The sequence below is a fragment of the Marinomonas vulgaris genome, assembly GCF_018145875.1.
Lineage (GTDB): Bacteria > Pseudomonadota > Gammaproteobacteria > Pseudomonadales > Marinomonadaceae > Marinomonas > Marinomonas vulgaris.
Genome location: NZ_JAGSSV010000027.1, coordinates 1 through 25475 on the forward strand (window position 1 = coordinate 1; position 25475 = coordinate 25475).

Below are 25475 nucleotides of genomic sequence, written 5' to 3' on the forward strand. Positions count from 1 at the left end.
GAAGTGAGTGACTTTTTGTGGTTTTTAACCAAATTAGGCATTCTGGGCACAATGCGAATTCTTAATCGCAGTTTCCCTAAACAGCCAAGAGAAGTGTGACAATACAAAATTGTTGGCACTCTTCGTGTATTGGATAAATATACCCAAGTCAACAAGGCTAAATATTAACGCACCTACCAGTATGATAAAGGTAGGGAAAAACACGAGCGGTCTCAGTGATTGAAACATGTTCCATTTCCTCATATCGGTGCTATTTACACACCGGTTCTTTTTATAGTTTCGTCAAACTCTTTGTTAAAAATAAGCTCTCCATCGTGGAAAGCCTGCCATTTACATGTGATGTAAAAATTGTCCGCATCACAGCACATTTGATAGTCGCCTTTTAAACCTGTTAGCCAGCCTTCTCTTCCCATCGTTAAATCAAACTGAATACTGGACTTGGCACTTAAAGGGTTTTCCGGGTGAATGCTTTGCCATTGACTCATTGACATATCAATGTATGAATCGCTCGAATGGTAGTGCTGTCGACCAAAGTCATCGTGCGTTTCTAGCGTGACAACCCCTGTTTTATAGTCATGATGGACGACGCGCTGGCTGTCGGAACCACGTAACGACTCGCCATTGAACGTCACCTCTTGATCGTAGTGAGGTGGCTCGACTTCAGTGTAAACCTCTTCACGTGTAGCGATTTTTATGGCGCATTGAGAAGAGGCAATCGTTAGAGTGGCTTGATCCGCCGACGGCCACACTAATGGCCAATACGCATTTGATATGGATACTCTTAATCTATGGCCTTCTGGTAAACGGTAAGCTACGGGGTTTACGCTTACTTGAACTTGATAAAGTTCATTCGGTACTAGGTCTTCTATAAACTCATGGCTATTTCTGTGTGTTAAATTCAACACGCCTAGGCTGATGCGCGTAACAGCGCCATCGGGGTGAACATCACATAAGCGAACAATGACATTTGCCTTTGGCTTATTACTGCTAAGCGTTAAATGAGCGGTAATATCTCCCGCTAACGATAAGGGCTCTGATAAAGGCGTACTGTCAAAACACAGAGAACCTGCATCATCTATTCGTTGATCATCCGGCTGTTCCATATCCAATCGAATGCCAACACACAACCTACCACCGTTCAAACCTACGGTTTGTGGAGAGCATATTTGTTCCGAAAGCGCATCAGGTTGTGGCTCTTTTAAAAGGTGACGATTATTGAGGTAGAACGTTTGATAGCTTGTTCTTGGTGACGGCCAACAAGGCTCGGAAAGCCATTTCCCTGGTCTGTGCTCGTAATCACCTTGTGGGCGGACACTGTCCTGAAGGTAGTAAGTTAGCTGAGGCTCTTGATCAACGCCATTCTCTTCTTCTTTTAGCCAGCGGTCCCACCAGCGGACAGATTCTTTAACGTAATCCATTTTAGGATTGGGATAAGCAATATTGGGGTATTTATGTGCCCAAGGGCCTATCAGTCCCTTACAAGACACATCTAGGTTTTCCAGCAAACTAAAAACAGTACGTCGGTAGTTGTCTGCCCACCCCCCCATCGCATACACAGGTACTTTAATGCTTGAATAATCTTCGCAGACAGATCCATGCTTCCAGTATCCATTGCGAGTTTGCTCCGTCAGCCAAGGCTTGGCCAAAAATGGCATCGAGTGTAAACGCTCTAACCATTGCTCTTTCCAACCCTCTCCCACCAACTTAGCATCAGGCGCACGCCCCTGAGCATAGGCCCAAAAAAATGCAGCCCAGTCTAGGTTGTCATTAAGTAAACAACCACCCATATAGTGGACATCATTACCGTATCTGTCGTCAGTGGAGCAAATGGTAATAATGGCTTTGAGTGCCGGCGGGTTAAGCGCCGCAATTTGAAGTGAATTAAATCCTCCCCAAGAGATTCCCATCATGCCCACCCTGCCATTACACCAAGGCTGAGAAGCAATCCAAGCGATAATATTTACACCATCATCGAGCTCTTGTTGAGTATATTCATCGGTAGACTGGCCATCAGACTCACCACATCCTCGCAAATCTACACGTATGCATGCATAACCATGAGCGGCCGTTTGCGCCATGGTAATTTCATCACGAACAATAGTACCGTCATTTTTTCTATAAGGTAAAAACTCTAAAATAGCCGGAACTGGAGTCGTTTCCGAGTCACTCGGTAACCAAGCTCGATATGCCAAATGAATACCATCTGGCATCTTTATCATGGCATGGTGTATCTCTCTCACGTTATGCATACTGACCTTACACTTTATTTGCGTTATTCCCTTATACTAAAAGTATGCAATTGTAAGTAAAACGCTATTTTGTTAGTGTCATTTGAACTAAAAGTTCAAGCTGAAGCCATATGCCCATAAACAATAAAACCATTCCCTCTTTAAGCAGCTTAATATTATTTGAGTCCTCGGCTCGGCTTGGTACCTTTTCTCAGGCAGCACAAGAGCTCTGCGTGACGCCAACAGCGGTCAGTAAACAAATCAAACAACTTGAAAGCTTTTTAGGAACTCAACTTTTCATACGTCAAAAAGCAGGTTTACAACTCACGCCTCATGGCGAACAATATTTAGTCTCCATCAGTAAAAGCCTTTCAGACCTATCAACAGCCTCGCAAGAGTTAAAAGAAAACGTCATCACACCCAACCTAAATTTAGATATTGGCGCGTGTTTTTCGCACTTTTGGTTAATACCTCACCTCGATAACTTTCATGAAAGTCATCCAGATATCACCTTAAATATCAATATCAACAATGAACGCAGCACAAGCGAGGAAAGCCAACAAGACTATCATGTGGCTTTTTATTACAGTCCTTTGCAAAGCGCAAAACCAGACCACACTTTGTTATTTAAGGAGCGTATCTTGCTGGTATGCAGCCCAGGTTTTTTACAAAAAAGACCCGATATTGCAGAGCTCAACAACCTTTGGCAGCAACCACTTTTAGGCATAAAAGACTCACCCGATTTCTGGGAGAATTGGCGTAGTTGGGCCAACCGATATGGCGTGGTATATCAGATACCTGAAAAAGAAATTCAAATGGAGAGCCAGGTAGCAGTCATGCACGCCGCTTTAAATGGAGTGGGAATTGCGCTGGCCTGGGATTGGCACGTACAAGCGCTTTTAGAGAGTGGTCAACTGGTTGCCCTAACAAAGCCCATTGAATGCGATCATAACGGCTTCTTCCTTGCTAAAAGTACAAGCGGCCAAAAAAATGATCATGCAGACAGCTTTATGCATTGGGTCAAACAGCTAGCAGAAGAATGACATCCTCCCCCACCTAGCTTCGCTTATTTCGGTAGGGGATTCCCATTACTTGGGCGCACGTTAAAACACCAAAATAAGAGAGAGTTTATCGGTTAAACTCTCCGGCCATAATACAAATTGGATCATACAGATGCCTCATAACTACACGCCTACTTTGAAAAACTGGCTTTCTCTGCTGTTGCTTACTTTACTGTGGGGGACGTCATTTATGTTCACCGCTGTCTCACTGCAAAGCTTTAGCCCTTTGGCGATTGTCTCTCTAAGGGTTTTGATTGCAGCGATTATTCTCACTCTCTTTATGTATGCTAAGGGTTGGCGCTTGCCAGTGGAACCGTTGGCCTGGGGCGTATTTTTGTTGTTGGGTCTTGCGGGTAACTTGTTGCCATTCTTTTTGATTTCCACCGGGCAAAAGAATATTAGCTCAGGCATTACCGGGTTGTTGATGGCATTTATGCCGCTGGCGACCATGATTTTGGCGCATTATTTTGTGTCAGGAGAAAGTCTCAATCGCTTTAAAATCTTCGGTTTTTTGTTAGGTATTACTGGCGTGGTGGTTGTGCTTTGGCCGTCATTAGTTGGCGCTCACAGTAACTTACTGAGTGGCTTATTGATTTTACTCGCCACTTTAAGCTATGCAATAAATGCCATTTTGGTAAGACGATTACCTTCTTATAACCCGGTTGTCACCGCAGCGGGCATGACGATTGTTTCAAGCATTGCTGTCGTGCCATTGTGGCTGTGGCAAGATTTACCTTGGCAGCAAAGTTATTCTGTAAAAGACACGTTATCCATGTTGTGGTTAGGTGTTGGGCCAACAGCATTTGGCACCATTCTTTTGTTTTCCGTTATCGCCACGGCAGGCCCTACGTTTCTTTCATACATCAATTACGTGATTCCTATCGTGGCGTATTTTACTGGTGCGCTTCTTTTAGGCGAAAGCATTGAATGGCACAGCCTGGCGGCGATGTTATTAATCATTTTAGGGATAGCGCTAACGCGCAAACGGGTTACTAATTGACCGCCTGACTAGACTGGCATGTGTTAAACAGCTACAGCTCTTATCATCCCTATGACAGTATGTGACAATGCCTGCCTTGCCTCTATTGTTTCGTCAGAGTAGTTTTGTCATTACCACTCGGTAGCGCGCCTTATTACGACACCAGTATCATTGTGCAGTTTGCAAAATTTCTAGTTTACGGCAGAAACTGCCGTAAAATCGCGTGAAATTAAACCATCTTTATCAATATGCACGCTTTAGCTACTAGGAGTTCAGCGTAGCGATATGCTTCGTAAGTGCGTTTCGATGGCTTCAATCATCGACTTGGTAAGTGGTAAATGCGCTTTTTCTTTCTGCCATATTTCATGAAAACCTTCTACGGTTTGCTTGGCAGTCTCTAAAACCAACTTTTCTGGCAACATGGCTTTAGCTGCTAGGTGTGATAACTCATCCAGCGTGAAATCACTGAATTTCTTGCTACGGCTAACCTTCAGCGACGCACTATCATCGGGGATATAAGGAATGGTTGAGACAAAATCATAGGCAGGTGCTATCGATGCGGTGCGCTTGTCTTTGTAGATCACAGACCAATTTTTCAAATGCATATCGGCATTACCAATTAGGGTATTGAACACCAATCTGCGCGTAAATTCTGCGATGTCTTCGCCTTTCCCTTCAATGCCAATAACCTGAGCAATATTGCGCATACTGGCTTTTTTGTACTTATCTTGAGGATAGACGCCAAACACTTGCGCAAAATCTTCAATGTGTACGGCTTGATTATCTGCACGGTCAAAGCGCTTAATCACAAACGCACTGTCACCAAATTTGCCAATGCCATCTGGGATATTAGCTATCTGGTTAATAGGGAGCAGCTGGGTCTCTGGCACATCCATACCTAACTTGCGCGCCAGCTCCATCATCGAATATTCATTTTCTGGCACAGCGTCAAATCGAGACGACGGCAATTTCACAATCCAAGAACCACCCTTGCCGGTCGCTGGAATCGTCAAGCCTCCGTTTGCCTGTTGTACGGCTGAAAACTTCAACTGCACACCTGCTAATGAAAAGCGCATTGGAGCATCTATTTTCGTTTCATCGTCAATGTCTTGATGCACATTAGGTGGTAACGCTTCACCATCCGCAGGCTCAACCGTAATCGCGCCTGCTAAATCCTGCCCTAATACCCACAATAAAAAAAATTCCCGCGCTGGGTTCACTCCGGCACGCTCTGCCAGGTAATTACGCATCGTTTCTTCTGGCAAAAGGTTGGAGAAAAACGGAGTTAACTTGGTCTGAGTAGGTTTGAAGTTGGTTAGCAAACTGCCTAACGAATCCTTAAAACCAAGCCCTAACGTAGGCCGTGATTCGTCATTAATATACGAATCCATAAAAGAAAAAAGCGTTCTGTCATTGCCAACATTGGTGATCGTTGCGATAGGGTCACCGTAGAGCAAAACGTTGAGAGTAGAAACATGATTAGTCATCGTCGTCTTCTTCTTCTAACTGATATGCGGGCGACATTGCCTCACTTTCATCGCTGATTCCTTGGCTACTTCGAATGATCGACTTAATGGCAGGTACAGTTTTTTTTGGTGCAACAAATAACTCTAAGTCGAGTACACGAGCAAGTGCAATCAAACTAGACATTCTTAAATCAACGCCGCCAGACTCAATTTTCGATATATGGCTTTGAGGCACACCCGAACGCGCACTCAGCTCTCTTTGGCTAAAACCTTTACGTACCCGAGCTTTTCGGAGGCTTTCAAGTATCTGCTCTATTACATAGCTCATATCGATATACCTTATTATATCACTTTAGTAAAATTATATATTTAAATATATCACAGCACTCCAAAGGACACAAAAATGATTAGCTATTACATATCATAAATCATAGTTTGATATGTAATTATATATAATTAGGCAGGGATATTTGTCATCGACAAAAGAGAGATACTCTAGCTGAAAATCGCAAACAGGCGCATCCACCCTACTACGTACCTCTGTCACGTAGGCCTTTTTCAACAAGGCCTGAAGAACAACTCGCGTCAAATCTGAATAAGCTTGTTTAAGAGGGTAAAAAGACTGAAATGCAGAGTATTTTGTACTTTTAAACAAAATTAGACGTTCTCACTATTGTGCGACTTCTTAATAACAGTTTTCCACACAACATCGACAATTTTCGTCATTTTTCTTTAAGCCACGATTGTAGTTGTCTAATTAAGGCTTCCGAATAAAAACGCGCCAAAAAGGGAAGTAATTACTTCCCTTTCGCAAGCCGATCAAATCGATATGGGCTAGGGTCAATCATTGGTTCTACGCCGGCAATTAAGTCCGCGGCGAGCTGACCTGCGGCGGGCCCTGTTCCAAAGCCATGACCAGAAAAGCCCGTGGCTATCGTCAAGCCTGGTATAGAAGCGATGTGATCTATGACAGGGTTTGAATCTGGTGTGACATCAATGATACCAGCCCATGCTTCGGCGATTTCAGCCTTTTCAAAAATAGGCCACGCCGCTTTTAAATTGTCTAACGCCTGTTGATTTAAAGCCGCATTAAAGGCAGGTGAATTGACTCGGTATGTTTCAAAGGGCGAGGTACTTTTCGCGCTCCAACGGCGAGATAACGCCAAGTCTCTGAAGAAATAACGCCCCAAAGAAACATTTAAAAAATCCCTTTGTGTTTTTAACTGTCCAATATAACGATGGCCAACCAGCATATGATCTAGTGTAATAGGAGCATCCAGTTTGCCACGCTGAGTAATAATGTAACCACCGTCTTTATGCTTACGAAAAGAGAAATCCGGGCCACCAACAGCGATATTAGTCGGCCCTTCCATTGGTTTGGTACGCAGTACTGAACAAATAAGTGGTAAGGTTGGGAAGCCGATATTGAGATTGCCCAGAAAACGTCGTGACCATGCGCCACCAGCCAAAAGTACCTGATCGCACTGAATCTCGCCTTTTTCTGTCATCACGCCAGTAATACGCCCTTCCTTTTTTAATAAGGTACGTACTGCACATTCTTGAATCAGAACCGCACCCTTTTTAATGGCGGCTTTTGCAATAGCAGGTGTTGCAAGAGCAGGCTCAGCATAACCATCTGACGGCGTATATATGCCTCCAAGCCACTTTCCTTTACCGCCAGGCACCAGCGTATCTATATCGTCTGCATCGACTATTTTCGAATCAAGAGAAAGAGAAGCAACGGAGTCAAGCCAGCCTTTGTGCATATCCAACTGTGGTGTTGTTTTAGCAAGAAACATAATACCGCCTTGCTGATAACCAACGTCTTGACCAACTCGATCGGCCATACCTGCCCAAAGGCGATCAGCGGCCTGCGCCAAGGGCACATCGTGCAAATGACGGTTAGTTTTACGAATCCAGCCTAAGTTTCTAGAGGACTGTTCACCCGCTATATGTCCTTTTTCCAGAAGCACCACAGAAATGCCCCGTTCTGCGAGCGCTAATGCGGCACTGATGCCAACAATGCCTCCGCCTACAATGACCACACTGGCCGAGGTTGGAAGCGTATCTTGTGTTTCAATTCTGTCGAGTGTGATGGTCATAATTGCATATCCTAGAGGCGGAAAAGGCACCCTGAACTATAAAAAATACTGTGACGAAATAGACAATAGAGGGTGCGTTAATCGATATTACTGTGCGATTTTAATCTCTTTCACCTGAGCCTTAGAGGCCCCACGATACGCTGTTACTTCCAACTCTACTTTGTAGACGGTTGAACCTAAAGGTGGGCAAGTCACGGTTGAAGCGGGGTTAACGCCTTTAAACTTTAACCCGATCGCATCCATCACTGTGTGAGTATCGGCAGGGTCTTGAATAAACACGCGGGACATAACCACATCAGCAAGACAAGAATCAACCGCTTTAAGAGCCGTCTCTATGTTGTCAAATACCTGATCAAGTTGTACAAGTACATCGTCAGCGATTTCTTTTGTTTCAGGGTTTCGACCTGCCGTGTTGGAAACAAACACCCAATTATCCACAGATACAACTCGTGAATAGCTGGCTTTATCTTCGAAAATAGAACCTGTTTTTGCTTTAATAATATCGACCATTACTCATTACCTTTGATTTAAATACGTCTAACAAGACATTAATGCTCTGTTTATCGTAGAACTGGCACATCCCATAGGTTCAGTGGTACGCCAATGCCTTTTTCAATGGCATTGCGATACACCACGGTCGCCCAAGCAACGTCTTCTACTGGCATACCGCCGACAGAAAGAATGATAATTTCCTCGTCATTTTGGCGCCCAGGTGCTTCACCAGCGACAATTTTGCCAAGATCCTCAAGTGACTCTTTCGATAAACTACCTTCAGCAACCATATCCATACAACGAACACCAACAAGCGGAATGACGTGGTGGGCGGGCTTAGGTACCTCTTCAAACCAAGCTTCGTACAGGCCTGTATTATCGAGTACTTTACGTACGTCCTCTTGCTCCATACCATCGTCTAAACGACAACTGGCTGGCATGGCCAAAAACGCGCCTGGTTTTACCCACTCGCGTTTCACAACAGGGTATTTGCTAGGGTCACCGACCTCACCGGAATTACAGTAGGTAACCAAATCCGAACCACGCACAACCGCTTCGTCGGTATCAACTACATCAATAGTGGTGACCTGCGGATAGGATTCTTTAAGCCAAGCAACAAAGCTATCTAGGCTGGCTTGCCCACGACCTTTCACCTTAACCGTATCCACATCAGGACAAGCTGCAATAAAAGCGGCAACGGTGGTTTTCCCCATGACACCAGGCCCAAGTAAACCAATCACTTTTGCATCTTTTCGAGCAAGATGACGAGCACCGACACCAGGAATAGCACCTGTTCGATAAGCAGATAACAAATTAGCTGACATAAACGCCAAAGGGGCGCCTGTATCGATATCATTAAGAATAAAGGTCAGAATAGAACGAGGCAGCCCCTTGTCTCGATTGGCTATGTTAGAGCCGTACCATTTAACACCAGAAGTCTGAAAGTTTCCGCCAAGGTACGCAGGCATCGCCATTAAACGACGATCAGCCGTCGGTTTTGGCATATTCGGGAAAGGCGATTCATCCGGGAAAGTGATCATAGCGCCGTGAGAGTCACTGTTTGGTCCCGCCATGCGATAATCGCCGTGGTACAAAAGAGCAAACATCTCCTCCATAGTATCCACACAAGATGGCATATCGGTAACACCGGCCTTGATCATGTCTGGTTCGGAGAGGTAAATAAAATCGATTTTTGTTTTTTGTGACATCTTCGCTCTACCTGTAAAAAGTTAATGAGCCTATATGACTAAATTAAGCCCTATGGGGTTTTTCATAAAATAAATATATTCAAATTATTCTAGGGAAACCTGTCAGGAATAAAATATCCCTTTAGGGACATTTATGAACGAGTAAAGCGGCGTGAAAAGAAACGAAGAAAGGTTTAGAGACAGGATAAAAAAAACACCAATCAATGATCAACACGATCAACACGATCATCGATTGGTGTGTTTAACAGCCTCAAAGATAAACTATTTGTAGAAAACGGTTACAAGCGACTTTTACCGTAGACAAAAGTACCGTTTTCGACGGAAGCTTGTGGTGGGGGCACCGCTGCGCCTGTTTGAGGAGAAACTGGGAAGATTGCATTAATCTGTCCAGTACCTGAACTGCCGAAATACGGCGTGACCACTTCAACTTTTTGATCGTAATCAGACCAACCCAAAGCACCTAACAGCATCGCAGTATCATGCATAAAACCTTCGCCATGGCCTTTTGCGGCGTATTCTGGAAGCATGTCACAAAAAGTTTTCCATTCACCGTTCTTCCACATATCCACCACGCTGTGATCCATGGTTTCTAAGAAAGGGCTCCAGACTTTCGTAGAGAAATCTGGTGCTGTGCCGTTTTGTGCAAAACGATGAGATAAAGAGCCACTGGCCAAAATAGCCACGGTACCATCATAATGCTTTTCAATGGCCTCACGGATCGCCCAGCCTAAACGCGCCGAGTCATTCAAATAATGCACCGTCAACAACGCTGACACGGACACAGCTTTAAAGTGTAAGTCTTTGTTCATGTAACGCATTGGCACCAAGGTACCGTATTCAGGGCCTAAAGTGGTCGCATCATGAGCTAGTGTTTCCACACCATGTTCATTGCATACCTTAGCGATAAGACGACCCAACTCTGGGTTCCCGTCTAATTCAAATGGCATATTATTAATAAAATGCGGCAACTCATTACTGGTATAAACCCCTTCCCAGTGTGGTGCACAGTTTATGTGGTAGTTAGCGTTCACCAACCAATGGGTATCAAACACAATAATAGTATCAACACCCAGTTCACGACAACGCTTCGAAATCTCAAGATGGCCATCGATGGCCGCTTGACGGAAGCCTTTTTGTGGTCCATCCAGTTCAGATAAATACATAGAAGGAACGTGTGTAATTTTTGCGGCAAGCGCAAGCTTTCCCATAAAATACTCCAGAAAAATCAGTTTATCGATACAAGAGCTCAGGTAAGAAAAGAGCAATAGAAGAAAACACCACGATTAGAGCGAGCCTGATCATGTCAGCACACCAGAAAGGCGTGATACCTTTAAAAATAGTGCCCGCTTTTACATCTTTTAATACCGCACTTAACACGAAGACATTCATACCAACCGGCGGAGTGATTAAGCTGATCTCAGTGACCACCACTACTACAATGCCAAACCAAACCAAATCAAAACCAAGGCTCTGCACTAACGGATAAAAAATTGGCACCGTAAGCAAGATCATAGATAGGCTTTCGAACACCATACCCAACACCAAGTAAATGGCGATTATGATGCAAATCACCCCAAATGGTGATAAATCAAAGCTTTGTACAAAAGCCAATAGATCCGCAGGCAAGCCAGCGATGGTTATAAAGTCGGAAAAAATTAACGCTCCAATCAATACCGTGAACAACATAGCTGACGTTCGACCGGTGTCCAATAAAGCATGGAAAAGCGTTTCTATGGTCAATGCTTTACGCATCAAGGCAATCAAAAAAGCACCACCGGCACCGATACCTGCAGCTTCAGAGGGTGTGAAGACACCCAAATAAATACCACCCATCACGATGACAAAAAGCAGCAGAACACCCCAAACATTTTTAAGAGCCAAAACCCGTTGCGCAAAATTAGAGCGCTCTGCACTTGGGCCTCTATCTGGGTTTCGCCACACGACAAATCTCACCGCCAAAAGGTACATGAAAATACCCAAAATACCTGGAATAAACCCAGCAGCAAACAGCTCACGAATACTCGTTTCTGTCAGTAAGCCATACATCAACAGAATCACACTGGGTGGAATCAATATCCCTAATGTTGAACCAGCTGCAATAGATGCACTAGCAAGTCCGTCGCTGTAACCGTATTTTTTCATCGGCGGCATCGCTACTTTTGCCATGGTGGCAGAGGTAGCTAAGCTGGAACCACAAATGGCCGAAAATCCACCGCACGCCACAATAGTTGCCATGGCAAGACCGCCTTTACGATGACCTAAAAAAGCATTAGATGCCTTGTATAAATCACCAGAAAGATTGGCTTTCGTAACCAGGTTACCCATTAAAATAAACAAGGGAATAACAGCTAGGCCATATTCTTGAGAGGTATCAATAATACGGTTCGACGCCAGTGATAAAGCCCCTGTCCAACGAAAATCAAACAGGTTATCAAAGGTCAAACCTTGTAAATATCCAAACCCAAAAATACCTACCGTACCCATCGCAAAAGCAATAGGCATTCGAAAAATAAGAATCAAACCAAGCAATATAGCAAAGCCAAAAGCGGAAACTATCATGCCTCACCTCCAGATTTAGATAGCAGAGAACTTAGAGCTTTCAGCACAAAAACAACCGCCGTCACGAATAACATGATAGAAACGAATTGGATAAAGTAAGCCACAGGAATCAGCAAAAACTCGGTGGTGACACCTCGTCGTAAGGAGCGGCCAGCCTGAAACCAAACTCGATCCGCTACGAAGAACAATCCACCTGCGACACCGATGTTAATAATAAGACTGCTGACCTTCATGAAAACGTCAGGTAAGACACGATCCAAAATATCTACTACAACGTGCGTTCCGGTTAACGTCACAATCGGTAGCTGACAAAACACCACAATACACAAAGCCAATTCGGTTAATTCGGTTGTTCCATTGACTGAGTTATTAAAGGCATAACGCCCAATAACATCAGTACAGGTCAACAGCATTAACCCCAATAAAACAACGGATGACACCACCTCAAGAATAAAAGCCAGCCATTTGGCTGGCCCAAATTCACCATGGTGTTTATTGACCATAGCGGACAGCCACATGGGTTAACCTCCGTGCTGCTCGGTATACTGTTGCGCAGTATCGCGTAAGTATTGAAGCGCTTCTTCACCTTGATAACCTTTAGCGTCAGCGGCTTTGACCCACACATCAGCGACATTGGTTAATCTGGTGTTCAGCTGCTTAACAAGGTCATCGTCGTTGGACAACATAGTCACATTGACCCCATTCTCTTTGGCTGATTCCACACCGGCTACGTCACCTTTATCCCACGCTGCACCAGCCAAAGTTGATAAAGATAGACCAGAAATTCGGTTAATGGCTTCTTGATCCTTTTGGCTTAAATCCTCAAAGACATAAGGGCTCATAAACATGGAAAAACTGCCCATGTACATGCCATCTGGGAACACGGTCAAGTACTTAGTGACTTCTGATAAACGCAAAATTTTCTGTTCACCTGTTGGCAAAAACGCACCGTCAATAACACCTTGCTGCATCATTTCATAGACCTTTGGCGCAGGCGCACCGACCGAGGTCACATGCAGCTCTTCCGCTAGGATACTTTGCACACCACCGCCGATACGGATTTTTTTGTCTTTAAGGTCATCAAGAGTATTTACAGGGAAATTAGAATGAATTTGACCGGGGCCGTGAGTAAACAAAGCCAACAATTTTAGACCATCAAACTCACCAGAATCGGCAAAAAATTTGTCATAAGTACTCCAAAGAGCATAAGAAGCGGCTTCTGCGTTGGCACCTAAACCTGGTTGTTCAACCACTTGAGGCAATTCAAAGCGCCCTGGAACATAACCGTGATAGCTGTAACTGACATCCACAATGCCATCTTCTACCAAGTTCCACATGGTTTTTGGATGACCTAAACCATAAACAATTTCTACATCAACGCGACCATCAGTGGCCTCTGAAATGGCTTTACCCCAAGCTGGGATAACAATTTCATTCATTGGATTGGTCGGTGGTAACCAGCTGGCAACACGTAATGTTTCAGCGTAACTCACACTGGCAAGTGTGGTAGCGACAGCAATAGATAAGGCTTTTTTAATGTTCATCATGACTATCCTTTTTATATTTATTAATGGTCTTTTTTGGTTAGCTTTTTCGTTATTTAAACAACCCGTGAATGTTGTTCTTATTGAACTTCAGTACTGGGTGCAATTCGGTTAGTTCAAACGATATTTGGCAATAGCCATTGTCTGTGATGGGTTTCATCCATTCACATAAAATGTCAAACACGTTTTTGGCCACTTCTTCTCGTAACTCAAGGCTTCGCCCTTGGCCAATTTTAAGCGTCAAATTCAGCATAGAAAAATCATCACGACCATCGGCAACACGATAGTCATCGCAACGAATAGCGCGACTTCGTACCCCTCCTAAAGGGAATTCACCAGTGGATACTACATACTCATGAAGCGCTTTAAACAAGGGTTGAAAGTCCAGTTTTGACTCTAAATTCGCCGAGTATTCAACAATAAAATGCGGCATACATTGCCTCCCATATCACTTACTTACAACGCAACTTTGGGAATAGAGAAAGAGCTAAGATCTCTTTTTCTATTCCCTTATCAGACTAAACGCCCCACTTAGGAATATGATGGCTGCCCATACTGATACAAACGTTTTTAGGTTCACAGAAAATCTCATAGCTGTACACACCGCCCTCACGACCCGTACCGGAAGATTTCATACCACCGAATGGTGTGCGCAAATCACGGACATTTTGACTATTAACAAATAACATGCCTGCTTCAATGCGATTGGCAATACGATGTACCTTACCGTTGTCTTGAGTCCACAGGTAAGATGCCAAGCCGTATTCGTTGTCGTTCGCCATTTGAATAACGTCTTCCTCATCTTTAAAAGGAATCAACACGGCAACGGGGCCAAAAATCTCTTCACGGGCAATGCGCATGTCATTGGTAACGTCACGGAACGCCGTTGGACGAACAAAATGCCCACCTTTTAAGTGTTCTGGCAATTCGGCGGTTGGTTTCTCAGGACCACCTGCAATTAGGGTCGCGCCTTCTTCGATACCGGTTTTAATGTACCCAGTCACTTTTTCCCAGTGTTGTTGACTGATCAAAGAGCCTACTTTGGTATTCATATCGGTTGGATCGCCAACTTCAATCTTGTTGGCTCGTGCCGCAAAATCGGCACAAAATTTATCGTAAATAGTTTCTTGCACAAAGATTCGTGAACCTGCTGTACAACGCTCACCATTAATGGAAAAGATGCCGAATACCGCAGCGTCTAATGCACGCTCATAATCGCAATCGTCAAAAATCATCACAGGAGACTTGCCGCCTAACTCCATAGAAAATTTCTTCAATCCTGCCGCTGCGATAATGTGTTTACCCGTGGACGTACCACCGGTGAAAGAAATTGCTGCAACGTCTGGATTGGTGATCAAGGCATTACCTGTGGTTGCACCATGACCGTGAACGATATTGAACACACCAGCAGGAATACCCGCTTCCAATGCTAAATGACCAAGGAAATCGGTCGTCAAGGGTGACAACTCAGATTGCTTCATAACCGCTGTGTTACCAAGAGCAAGACATGGTGCAGTTTTCCATGTACCCGTCATAAAAGGCACGTTCCATGGAGAAATAAGGGCACACACACCGGTCGGCTGATACAAAGAGTAATTCAACATTTGATCGTCCATAGGATAAGTATGGCCGTTCATTTGTTTTGCCATTTCAGCAAAAAAATAAAAATTATTTGAGGCGCGAGGTACTAAAGCATTCTGCGTTTGATACAAGGGCAAGCCAGTGTCTGCTGTTTCCATTTGAGCCAGAGCTTCAACGTTGTCAGCAATTAAATCACCTAGCTTAGTGATGATTTTGGAACGCTTTGCCACAGGCATGTTTGCCCATGCTGGAAATGCAGCTTTCGCTGCCGCAACGGCATCAGCCACCTGAGCATCTGAAGCGTGAGCCACCTCAGCCAATACTTCTCCGGTTGCCGGATTAAAGGTTTGAAAGGTTTCTTTACTTTCCACCCATTTACCGTTTATCAAGTTTTTAATCATTTTATTTTTTTCTCCTGACAAGCCATCAAACGAGACCATCTCGACACTGATTTAGTTAACATGTTAAATAAATTAACTCTAAAACTCTTCATCGTCAAGCCCAGAAAACCCTCAACAAAGCGGTTTTATAATTTTTTTAGATGCTAAATTTGACTTTTTGAAAAATTGTGGAATTATCTTTGCCCATCCAAACAATAAAAAAACCGTAAAAATGGAGTGCAAACTATGCTCAATGCCACCCTTTATGATGCACTGCCCTCTATTATTGAAAGCATTGGACAAGCCGATTTTTATGACTCTGTACTGTCATCAATACAGAGTATTGAACCCATTTCTAATACGAAGATTGTTTGTTATTCAAAGAAAAAACCGCCCTATTTTCTCGGCGATTGTGTCATGAGTGACATCGACAAAGTTTACTGCCAGCAAGCCTATTTACTAGATCCTATTTACGATGAGATCTATGGCCATGAGCATCATGAACTGGTCACACTTGATAGCTTAGTCAGTGATTCCTTTTGTAACTCTGTATACTACGATCTCTTTTATCATCACCTTGGTTGGCAAAATGAAACCAATTTTGTTGTTGGCACTAATGACGACACAAAAATATGTATTGTTTACACCACCGATGACAATCATGCGAGCATCCATCAAGCCCTCGTGCCTTACCTAAAGTCCATTAAGGCCGCTATAAAAACCCATGAATCTTTCCGTCAACAAATGTGTCACTTGCAAACCGTAACTCAAACATCTTTGCCTAATCCACATCTTCGATATGCACGTTTCGATCATTTCAATCTCACCAAACGAGAAAGAGAAATCGTCACTTTAATTCTTCAAGGGCTTACATCCATCGATATTGCCGAGAAATGTTTTGTGTCTGAAGGGACAGTCAAAAACCACCGCAAAAATATTTATCGAAAACTGTCTATCAAGTCTCAAGCCGAATTGTTCCACCAATTTATACAATAAAATATGACCCTATATTGACAAGGGCACTTTTTTGCGCAAGGATAGTTAACATGTTAACTACATTTGGTAAAAATACATGTTTTATTACAAACAAAAAGAATCCAATACAAACGTGTCAAAAACAGCGAGCTCTCGCTCTGACATCGCACTAGATAACACCTTTTTGCCACCTACGACAGGCAGCGTTATTGGTGTTGCTTTGAACAACAAGCAGTTGGCAGCATCGCTTGAAGTGGCTTTCAATGAGAAACCTCACGTACAACCACCTAAAACGCCCGTTTTACACATCAAAACGGACAATACGCACATTGGGTATGGCCATTCCATCAAGGTACCAAGCGACAAAGGCGCTGTGTTTGCTGGTCCTTCGCTTGGTATTGTCATCGGCAAAACAGCCACTCGGGTATCAGCCGATAACGCGTTAGACCATATTCAAGGTTTTACCCTTGTTAACGAAGTCAGCTTGGCAGAAACCTCTTTTTACCGCCCGGCTGTAAAAGCGAAATGCCGCGACACTTTTTGTCCTATTGGCCCTTGGACAATAGATAAATCCTTGATCGAGACACCGAATCAATTGGCCATTAAAACGCTGATCAATGGTTCCGTTGTACATGAAACCAACACAGATCAATTAATTTATCCCGTTGAAGAAATCGTTAGTTATATCAGCAGTTTCATGACACTTGAAGAAGGAGACATCATCATTGCTGGAACTCCTGAACGTACGCCAGAACTAGAAATTAAACCAGGCGACAGTGTCACCATAGAGATTGAAGAAATTGGCAGCCTAACTAACCCAGTAGAACAAGAATAGGAATCTGTGATGAAGAGCGCTCGCATACTGTTTAATAACGACACCCTAAACGTTACCGTGAATGATCAAGACCAAGTGGTCACGTCAGAAGGCAAAATTCTTGAAGAAAGCACCTTCACTTGGTTACCGCCATGTGATGGCAAAATGTTTGTCTTGGCTATTAACTACGCGGATCACGCAGCAGAACTGTCTTTTAAAGCACCTGATGAACCACTCGTGTTTTTAAAAAATAAAAACTCTTTGATTGGCCATGATCAACTAACATTCCGTCCCGACAATGTCGATTACATGCATTATGAATGTGAACTTGTGGTTGTTATCGGAAAAGAAGCAAAAAATGTTTCTCAAGAAGACGCTATGGATTACGTAGGCGGTTACACGATCGGTAATGATTACGCTATCCGTGATTATCTAGAAAACTATTACCGTCCTAACTTGCGCGTAAAAAGCCGTGACACCTGTACTCCAATCGGCCCTTATTTAGTTGACGCGAAAGACGTAAAAGATCCGCATAACTTGATGCTACGCACCTATATTAATGGCGAGCTAAAGCAAGAAGGTAATACCAAGGATCTTGTGTTTAACATTCCACATCTTATTGCCTACTTGAGCGACATCATGACGCTAACACCCGGCGATATGATTTTTACCGGTACGCCAGAAGGCCTAGCTGATGTGAAGCCTGGTGACGTTGTTGTCACAGAAGTTGAAGGTGTAGGTGTCTTGAAGAACACCATCATTTCAGAAACCGATTACCTAAATACGTTAAACCAATAAGGCGGATAACATGCTTTCTAACGATATTATTACGTCCTGCGCTGAACGCCTAAACAAAGCGGAGAAAGAGCGCGTACAAATTCGTCAAATCTCACTGGATTACCCAGAGATTACCATTGAAGATGCGTATGCCATTCAGCGTAAATGGGTACAAATGAAGCTTGATGAAGGCCGTCACGTTATTGGCCACAAAATTGGCTTAACCTCACGTGCCATGCAAATGAGCTCACAAATTGATGAGCCTGATTACGGTACCTTGCTAGACGACATGCTGTATCACGACGGTTGTGAAATCGATACAGACAAGTTCATTGTGCCGCGCATCGAGGTGGAATTGGCGTTTATTTTAGACAAGCCTCTTAAAGGCCCAAACTGCACCATGTTTGATGTCTACAATGCGACTGGCTATGTAGTGCCAGCGCTTGAACTCATCGACGCACGCAGCCAATCGATCGACCCTGAGAGCAAGCGCCCTCGTAAAGTATTCGATACGATTTCAGATAACGCCGCGAACGCTGCTATCATTTTGGGTGGCCGTCCTATCAAAGTCAGTGAATTGGACTTACGTTGGGTTTCAGCGATTATGCAACGCAATGGCGTTATCGAAGAAACAGGGGTTGCTGCGGGAGTACTGAATCACCCTGCGAATGGTGTGTCTTGGTTAGCCAATAAATTGGCGCCATATGATGTGGAGTTAGAGCCTGGTCAGATCATCCTTGGTGGTTCATTCACGCGTCCTGTAGCGGCACGTAAAGGCGATACCTTTACGGTAGATTATGGCCCTCTGGGCACAGTATCTTGCTACTTCGCCTAAATTCTTCGTCTTATATTGTTTAGGAGATGACTATGTCTGCCCCTAAAAACACCTTTAAACAGGCGTTAAAAAATCGTCAACCACAGATTGGTCTGTGGTTGGGATTGGCAAATAACTATACTGCTGAGCTGATTGCTTCTGCGGGGTTTGATTGGCTTTTGCTCGACGGTGAGCACGCACCGAATACTTTGCAGACTTTTGTTGGGCAATTACAAGCCATCGCTCCTTTTAATAGTCACCCGATTATTCGCCCTGCTTGGGCGGATCATGTGGCGTTAAAACAGGTCCTCGACCTGGGAGTACAAACTGTTTTAGCACCTATGGTAGACGATGCGGAACAAGCTGCCGCTATTGTGAAAGCAACTCGCTATCCACCTGAAGGTATTCGTGGTGTTGGCAGTGCTTTGGCTAGAGCGTCACAGTTTAATCGTACGCCCCAGTACCTAACTACGGCCAATGATGAAGTTTGCGTTCTGGTACAAATTGAATCTGTTAAGGCGGTGGAAGAGCTGGACAATATTCTAGCCGTTGACGGAGTCGATGGTGTCTTTATTGGGCCTGCCGACCTTAGTGCTTCTTTAGGGTACATTGGTCAGCCTAATCATCCTGCTGTGGTAGCGGTCATCGAAGACGCCATTGCCAAAATTCTTGCTGCCGGCAAAGCACCCGGTATTTTGATGGCAGACGCGCAACAGGCAAAACGCTATTTATCATTAGGCGCTTTGTTTGTGGCCGTTGGCAGTGATACTGGCCTATTAATGAACAGTACTAAGGCCTTGGTAAATACCTTTAAACCGGAGCAAGCCGGTACGGAAGAATCCGCACCTTCAGTGTATTAAACGGGTTCGATCACCCTTGTTTACCCAGCCCTGTGTTCGTTCACAGGCTGGGATTTTCTTCTCTTCGCTTGTGTAATCATCCATTATCAAATAGTACTTCGTACCGACTCCTTTACAGACCACGGGTAATCTTATGACAAAAGAGTGGATTCCCAATATCAATATCGGCCAGGATTACGATATCGCTTACCAAGACGCCACGATACATTTTGATGTACTAGGTAAAATGGCCGACTTTTTTGGTCGTGATATGCCAATGCATTTACATGCAGATTATTGCCAAATACACCTCATTTTGTCCGGTAATACCCTTTTTAATATTGATCAAAACGTTTTTCAAACCGACTCCGGCGGAGCGTTCTATACTCCCCCCGCTACGCCTCATGCCTTTTTGACAGAGCCAACTGCGCCTGGCTATGTGATTACCATTCATAGCACCCACTTGCAGAAAATTTTCTCGGAGTTAAACAGTTATAGCAATCTCAACGCTTTATTAATGCCCTTCCATCTCGATCGACAAAAAGGCGCTGGCCCTAATACCAGCAGCTGGGGTGAGCTCGTCAACCTTTTTGATATGCTGAAAACCGAATGGTACAGAGACTCTCAATATAAACTCGATAGCATAGAAGCCATTGTTAAACTGATAATGATAACCATGCTGCGCCTATCAGGCTATGAGCAGCCCAAGAAACAACACAGCCAAACCGAAATCCTATGCTTCAGGCATTTTAGCACCCTACTTGAAACACACTTTTTAACCGCTAAGCACATTTCGTTTTATTGCAATGAACTCAACATCAACGAAAGTCGCTTGAATTACTTGTGCAAAAAAATAACGGGGATCAGCCCCAAAAAAATGATCAATGGTCGCATTTTGTTGGAAGCCAAACGCCTTTTGTCCCATACCAATAAAAACACCAATGAAATCGCCTATACACTGGGTTATCTTGACCCCTCCTATTTTTCACGTTTTTTTGTCAAAAATACCGGCATGAGCCCAACAAGTTTTCGACAACAAAACCAAGCCAGCTGATTAAAGCCTAACAAGCGCTTTAACCAGCTTATTTTTATTTGCTATTCATAGATGAGGAAAATTATGTCAATTATTACCACAACAAAACACACGCTCACGACCTCCACTGCCTTGTCTTTATGCCAAGCCGCCATGGACTACGCTGAGCGCATTGAAGTCGCCATATGCGTCTCTGTTGTATGCGCATCAGGTCGCACTTTAGCCTGTGCCAACATGAATAAAGCACCAATCTTGTCCCACTCCATTGCGAACCGCAAAGCCATAACAGCCGCGTCTTTTCAGCTTCCTAGTAAAGAATGGCAAAGTCGATTATCTGAAAGAATGCCCATTTTAATGGCATTGCAAAGTGAACCTGATTTCACTTACATAGGCGGAGGATTGCCTATCTTAATAGACAATGAACTTATCGCCGCTATTGGTATTTCAGGCGCTAGTGAGCAACAGGATATCGATTGTGCAACGGCAGCACTCCAGTCTATAGCCGATTTTTTACAGGGCTAAGAAGGCACGACTATGTCATCCTCATTGAGTAAATTAACCATCCCATTATTGGGACTTTTAGTCGCGTTTGGGCCTCTGTCTATCGATATGTACTTGCCCAGCTTACCCATCATTGCCAACAGCTTGGGAGCGAGCGATCAATTAATCCAATCTACCATTACGGTCTTTTTATTAGGTATGGCCATAGGCATGCTGCTGTTCGGCCCTTTATCCGACTTGTTGGGGCGTAAGCGTTTGCTGTTAATGGGTATTGTATTCTACTTTTTGAGTAGTGTAGGGTGCGCTATGGCCAGCTCGGGTGAGCAGCTTATTCTGTTTCGATTCTTACAATCACTTGGTGGTGCAGCGGCGTCTGTATTAGCCAGAGCTCTTGTCCGAGATTTATACGAGTTAACCAAGGCCGCGGCCATTTTGTCGCACATGCATGTGATTTCTATGATGGTAATGTTGGCATCTCCTATACTAGGCGCCTACATAGTCAGTTATTTCGAATGGCGTTGGATCTTTTACTTTTTGGCGGCCTTTTCAACTATTGCTCTAGTTGGTAGCTATTTGCTACTACCAGAACCCAAGAGCAAAGCTTTCAAAACCGCTTTCAGTCTACGCACTTATGGCCGTAACTATTTAGACTGCTTACAGTCACCACGCTTAATAGCATTCACCATGACCAATGGCTTATCCTTCGCGGGCATGTTTGCCTTTATTGCCACGTCCGCTTTTATCTACATCGAACATTTTGGTTTATCAGAGCCTCACTATGCCATGCTGTTTTCAGCGAATATTTTCGCCATTATTATCGCCACACTAGCCAATTCTTGGCTCAGTAAACGCTACAGCGTCACACATGCTTTAGCCGGCACTATGGGTGTGTCCTTTAGCGCTACTGTTTTCATTTGGTTCTTGTTTGGCCTTGAAACCGTCCATCTTGGATTTTTTGTTATGGCTACCATGTTGTATATCAGCGTTACCGGTGCTATCGGGGCAAATAGCTTAGCTACTTTATTTAATTTATTGCCTGAAAAAGCCGGTACCGTCTCGGGATTATTTATCGCCACTCAATTCGCTCTAGGCAGTTTAGTCAGTTATATAGCCAGTCTTTTGTTTGATGGAACCCCAGCCAGTTTACTCATCATCATGGCCTGTTGTGGCACACTGAGCATGCTTTTTTACTTGACCACAAAAAGATCATAATCTCGTAAGCAACGCGCTTTTACCATCTCTGAGGTAAATACTGCGTGAAATACAAAGGCATCACTATATTGGTTTGTTCTAACGCTGAAGAGCCTTGTGTACCCGTTAGCTTAAAGGTTTTACTGGGTGCACATTTTTCAACGTAGGATGCCAACGATTTTGCTCTTGTACGTTTACCACTTTTGACTTCCACAGGGACGATATCGCCTTCATCGGTCGCCAAAATAAATTCGATTTCAGCGCGGGCGTCATTCCATGAATAGCTTGGGTCAACGCCAATAGCAGTGAGCTCTTGTTGCACAAAGTTCTCAGCCACATAGCCTTTGTAGTTATAAATAGAGAGTTCATAGTTTTGTTGCTTAATCTCTTTATAACTGCTGCCCAGCATATGATTGAGCAGCCCCACATCAAACAGAAACAGTTTAACCATATTCTCTTTTTTATAGGCCGCTAGTGGCGATTTTGGCAACCCTTCAATCGGGTAGTTTGGCAAGGCTAAGCGGCAACAGTTAAGCCAATGGATCGCGGTTTCAAAGTCGCTATAACGAGATTTCCGCTCATGCACATGCTTAAATTTAAAGCGTTTGACCGACTCATCGCTGACAAGTGATAGCTGGGCTGGAATGCTATTAAACACAGATTCAATCAGTGTGGCATCGACCTTGCCCGAGTACTTACCAAAATCGCGGCGATAACCTTCAACTAAGTCGGCATGAATTTTTGTGACTTTTTCAACACGCTCTAGAATGCTTGAATCCTTATAGTGGTACCAAGCAGAAACGGCTTCCGGCATACCACCGGTAAAAAAGTAGTCAGTGAGTTTATCCATCAATTTAGTGTGTACTGTCGGTGTGCTTGCTTGACTATCAAAGGCTTTGATCAGTGCTTGCTCGTTGGATGCGTAAATAAATTCTTGGAAGGTCAGTGGTCGTAAATTGTATTGTTCTACCTTGCCTACAGGGAAGGTGTTGAGCAAACCAATGTTCGAACCGCTGGCTACAACAAAATGGGACGGGGCTTTTTCGGCAAAATACTTAAGCGAAGTAACGGCACGCTCACATTCGCCAATTTCATCTAATATCAGCAAGTCGGTTTCTGGGTTGAACGCCTGATTGGTTAACAGCTCAATGTTCATTATTAGCTCATCAGGTGACAGTGAACCATCGAACGCCTCTTTGTAAGCTGGGTTTTCAAGGAAGTCGATACGAAGGATGTTGGAAAAGGTGTTCCCAAACAACTCTTGCAGCAGATAGGTTTTACCTGTTTGTCTTGCGCCATCGATCAATAATGGCTTGCGCACAGGTTGATTTTTCCATGCTATTAGGGCGTTGAGTAAGTTGCGCTGCATTGTCATTTCCTGCCAATTAAGACTGTTAACAGCCTATAGTATAACTAAGACTACACTTTTATGCGCATAAAAGTGTTGTAGCGTTCTATGCGAGTACAAAGCAGCCCCCCAATAGTTCTCTTTCTTCTTTGCGGATGCCCGCTTGTTGGGCAAGGCTTTCCCATTGTGAAACGGCGTTTAATAATCTTTGGTGGATGGCCTTGGCTTTACTTTCAGTAACGTGAAAATACTCTGCAACGTCAAATACCAAGTCAATCGAAAGTGCGTTGCTTACGTCATCAATATTAAGGTGTAGGCCAATGGCAAAGCAAAAAGCGGCCTAAGCCGCTAGCTTTTCTTTTTTGACGTTCCGTTGGACACCGCTGGTCGAGCTTTTGACTCGGCCAGACTTACATTTTCCTCCACGTCCACTATCTGACTTAGTTCGTAAAACCCCGTTGTCAGATAACACCGTTCCAGTGTCTAAAATAAAATGAATCGCCCGTTTCTTAATGACCAGTGATGCATTGTTGTCTGCATTTCTTACAACAAAGGACATTAGCTTAGGTTTTTGTCTTGGAAACTCGATAGCTTTAGCTACGAGCAGTTCATAGACCAAATACTAGAAACGCTAAGGCATTTTTTTCAACAAGATGTGAAGAATATCTTTAAAGATTTCACGCTCTGACTCATTAAGCATGGCAAGGATATCTTCTTGCTGTTGATTGGAAATCGCCCATAAACGCTCAGCCATGTCGTGACCTTTACTGGTTAACGAAAGGTTGTCATCAATGAGTTCAAAGCTTTTTAGACTATCAAGACCACTAGAGACATCAACAGCGGGAATAGTAACTAGCTGTGTCAAATCTTCTACGCTGGTGCCATTGGTATCGCTAAGTACTAGTAGTAAACGTGCTTCGCTGGTATTCAATCCAGTTGAGGACTGCTTAGGCAGATAATTCTCTTGAATTTTCTGCAGTACTTTAGTCATCAAATAAATAGAGCTGTCATGCAAACGAGCCAATGTTTGTTCCGACGCAACATTTTGAGCCGGTGTTTTTGCCCCGGTAAAAGGGATGGCGCCGGCATAGCTACCTTGAACATACAGTAAAGGAGCGCGGCCATGATTTTCAAAAGCAACGACTTTACCAATCATGATCCAGTGGTCACCGCCATCGACAATTTGATACTTTTCACACTGAAAATTGGCGGCGGTATTCATTAATAGTGGAGCGTCGCCCGCACCAGGTTGAGTCTCAACATTGGCAAATTTATCGTCACTGGGCTTAGCGAAATTATTGGACAAATCAATTTGATCTGCCGCTAAGATATTGACAGAAAAGTGAGAGGCGTTATCAAATACGGCGTAGCTGCTGGAGGTTTTAACGATACTCCAAAGCACTAAAGGTGGATCAAGTGAGACTGAGTTGAAGCTGTTTGCTGTAACCCCAACTTGAGTGCCGTCACTAGACTTAGCGGTAATGACGGTAACGCCAGTGGCAAAGTTGCCAAGGCAACGGCGAAATTTTTTCGCATCAAATTCCATGGTAGGTTTCCTATTATTGTATTTATTGTACGCATTA

General features: G+C 43.9%; 24 protein-coding genes. 10 read left to right on the plus strand and 14 right to left on the minus strand.

The window, feature by feature from the left end; translation table 11 throughout:
- Positions 1 to 254 precede the first annotated feature (254 nt).
- A complete protein-coding gene (locus tag J9B83_RS14035) occupies positions 255 to 2249 on the minus strand; it encodes a CocE/NonD family hydrolase (protein ID WP_211537452.1) in 1995 nt (664 codons plus the stop codon).
- A gap of 110 nt (positions 2250 to 2359) precedes the next feature.
- Here J9B83_RS14035 and J9B83_RS14040 point away from each other — a divergent pair, with 110 nt between their 5' ends.
- Positions 2360 to 3271, plus strand: a complete 912-nt coding sequence (locus J9B83_RS14040) for a LysR substrate-binding domain-containing protein (RefSeq protein ID WP_211537453.1) — start codon at positions 2360 to 2362, stop codon at positions 3269 to 3271.
- Between the two features lie 130 nt (positions 3272 to 3401).
- A complete protein-coding gene (locus tag J9B83_RS14045; protein ID WP_211537454.1) occupies positions 3402 to 4289 on the plus strand; it encodes a DMT family transporter in 888 nt (295 codons plus the stop codon).
- 251 nt (positions 4290 to 4540) lie between these two features.
- Here the strand turns inward: J9B83_RS14045 and J9B83_RS14050 are convergent, their stop codons facing one another.
- From J9B83_RS14050 to hpaE, 11 genes are all read right to left on the minus strand, one after another.
- Positions 4541 to 5755, minus strand: a complete 1215-nt coding sequence (locus J9B83_RS14050; RefSeq protein WP_211537455.1) for a type II toxin-antitoxin system HipA family toxin — start codon at positions 5753 to 5755, stop codon at positions 4541 to 4543.
- Positions 5748 to 6062 (minus strand): helix-turn-helix domain-containing protein, encoded by a 315-nt coding sequence (locus tag J9B83_RS14055; protein ID WP_211537456.1) that lies wholly within the window; start codon positions 6060 to 6062, stop codon positions 5748 to 5750. Before J9B83_RS14055 ends, J9B83_RS14050 begins: the two co-directional genes overlap by 8 nt.
- A 469-nt stretch (positions 6063 to 6531) precedes the next feature.
- Positions 6532 to 7836, minus strand: a complete 1305-nt coding sequence (locus J9B83_RS14060; protein ID WP_211537457.1) for an NAD(P)/FAD-dependent oxidoreductase — start codon at positions 7834 to 7836, stop codon at positions 6532 to 6534.
- 87 nt (positions 7837 to 7923) lie between these two features.
- Entirely contained in the window at positions 7924 to 8346 is a 423-nt protein-coding gene (locus J9B83_RS14065; protein WP_211537458.1) for a Rid family hydrolase, read from the minus strand.
- Between the two features lie 50 nt (positions 8347 to 8396).
- Positions 8397 to 9536 (minus strand): tyramine oxidase subunit B, encoded by a 1140-nt coding sequence (locus J9B83_RS14070; RefSeq protein WP_211537459.1) that lies wholly within the window; start codon positions 9534 to 9536, stop codon positions 8397 to 8399.
- A 278-nt stretch (positions 9537 to 9814) separates the two neighbouring features.
- A complete protein-coding gene (gene hpaD, locus J9B83_RS14075; RefSeq protein ID WP_211537460.1) occupies positions 9815 to 10744 on the minus strand; it encodes a 3,4-dihydroxyphenylacetate 2,3-dioxygenase in 930 nt (309 codons plus the stop codon).
- A 22-nt stretch (positions 10745 to 10766) separates the two neighbouring features.
- The gene (locus J9B83_RS14080) at positions 10767 to 12095 is read right to left on the minus strand and encodes a TRAP transporter large permease (RefSeq protein WP_211537461.1); all 1329 of its coding nucleotides are present in this window, start codon (positions 12093 to 12095) and stop codon (positions 10767 to 10769) included.
- Positions 12092 to 12613: a TRAP transporter small permease gene (locus tag J9B83_RS14085; protein WP_211537462.1), complete on the minus strand. Its 522-nt coding sequence runs from the start codon at positions 12611 to 12613 to the stop codon at positions 12092 to 12094. The genes J9B83_RS14080 and J9B83_RS14085 overlap by 4 nt, the downstream gene beginning before the upstream one ends.
- 3 nt (positions 12614 to 12616) lie before the next feature.
- On the minus strand, positions 12617 to 13642 hold the full coding sequence (locus J9B83_RS14090) for a TRAP transporter substrate-binding protein (RefSeq protein ID WP_328797745.1): 1026 nt from the start codon (positions 13640 to 13642) through the stop codon (positions 12617 to 12619).
- 49 nt (positions 13643 to 13691) lie between these two features.
- Positions 13692 to 14072 (minus strand): 5-carboxymethyl-2-hydroxymuconate Delta-isomerase, encoded by a 381-nt coding sequence (locus J9B83_RS14095; RefSeq protein ID WP_211537463.1) that lies wholly within the window; start codon positions 14070 to 14072, stop codon positions 13692 to 13694.
- An 85-nt stretch (positions 14073 to 14157) separates the two neighbouring features.
- Positions 14158 to 15621, minus strand: a complete 1464-nt coding sequence (gene hpaE / locus J9B83_RS14100) for a 5-carboxymethyl-2-hydroxymuconate semialdehyde dehydrogenase (protein WP_211537464.1) — start codon at positions 15619 to 15621, stop codon at positions 14158 to 14160.
- Between the two features lie 225 nt (positions 15622 to 15846).
- Here hpaE and J9B83_RS14105 point away from each other — a divergent pair, with 225 nt between their 5' ends.
- The 8 genes from J9B83_RS14105 to J9B83_RS14140 all read left to right on the plus strand — a co-directional run bounded on the left by J9B83_RS14105 (position 15847) and on the right by J9B83_RS14140 (position 22565).
- Positions 15847 to 16596, plus strand: coding sequence for a helix-turn-helix domain-containing protein (locus J9B83_RS14105; protein WP_211537465.1), 750 nt, complete (start codon positions 15847 to 15849; stop codon positions 16594 to 16596).
- A gap of 76 nt (positions 16597 to 16672) precedes the next feature.
- Entirely contained in the window at positions 16673 to 17410 is a 738-nt protein-coding gene (locus tag J9B83_RS14110; protein WP_211537466.1) for a fumarylacetoacetate hydrolase family protein, read from the plus strand.
- Between the two features lie 9 nt (positions 17411 to 17419).
- On the plus strand, positions 17420 to 18187 hold the full coding sequence (locus tag J9B83_RS14115; RefSeq protein ID WP_211537467.1) for a fumarylacetoacetate hydrolase family protein: 768 nt from the start codon (positions 17420 to 17422) through the stop codon (positions 18185 to 18187).
- Positions 18188 to 18197: 10 nt separating this feature from the next.
- On the plus strand, positions 18198 to 19001 hold the full coding sequence (gene hpaH / locus J9B83_RS14120; RefSeq protein WP_211537468.1) for a 2-oxo-hept-4-ene-1,7-dioate hydratase: 804 nt from the start codon (positions 18198 to 18200) through the stop codon (positions 18999 to 19001).
- Between the two features lie 32 nt (positions 19002 to 19033).
- Entirely contained in the window at positions 19034 to 19840 is an 807-nt protein-coding gene (gene hpaI / locus J9B83_RS14125; RefSeq protein ID WP_211537469.1) for a 4-hydroxy-2-oxoheptanedioate aldolase, read from the plus strand.
- Between the two features lie 133 nt (positions 19841 to 19973).
- The gene (locus J9B83_RS14130) at positions 19974 to 20873 is read left to right on the plus strand and encodes a helix-turn-helix domain-containing protein (RefSeq protein WP_211537470.1); all 900 of its coding nucleotides are present in this window, start codon (positions 19974 to 19976) and stop codon (positions 20871 to 20873) included.
- Positions 20874 to 20936: 63 nt separating this feature from the next.
- On the plus strand, positions 20937 to 21374 hold the full coding sequence (locus tag J9B83_RS14135; RefSeq protein ID WP_211537471.1) for a GlcG/HbpS family heme-binding protein: 438 nt from the start codon (positions 20937 to 20939) through the stop codon (positions 21372 to 21374).
- Between the two features lie 12 nt (positions 21375 to 21386).
- The gene (locus J9B83_RS14140) at positions 21387 to 22565 is read left to right on the plus strand and encodes a multidrug effflux MFS transporter (RefSeq protein ID WP_211537472.1); all 1179 of its coding nucleotides are present in this window, start codon (positions 21387 to 21389) and stop codon (positions 22563 to 22565) included.
- 19 nt (positions 22566 to 22584) lie between these two features.
- Here the strand turns inward: J9B83_RS14140 and J9B83_RS14145 are convergent, their stop codons facing one another.
- Together J9B83_RS14145 and J9B83_RS14150 are read right to left on the minus strand one after the other, a co-directional pair.
- The gene (locus J9B83_RS14145) at positions 22585 to 23913 is read right to left on the minus strand and encodes an ATP-binding protein (protein WP_211537473.1); all 1329 of its coding nucleotides are present in this window, start codon (positions 23911 to 23913) and stop codon (positions 22585 to 22587) included.
- Between the two features lie 610 nt (positions 23914 to 24523).
- Positions 24524 to 25438, minus strand: coding sequence for a p-hydroxyphenylacetate 3-hydroxylase reductase component (locus J9B83_RS14150; protein WP_211537474.1), 915 nt, complete (start codon positions 25436 to 25438; stop codon positions 24524 to 24526).
- Between the last annotated feature and the right edge of the window lie 37 nt (positions 25439 to 25475).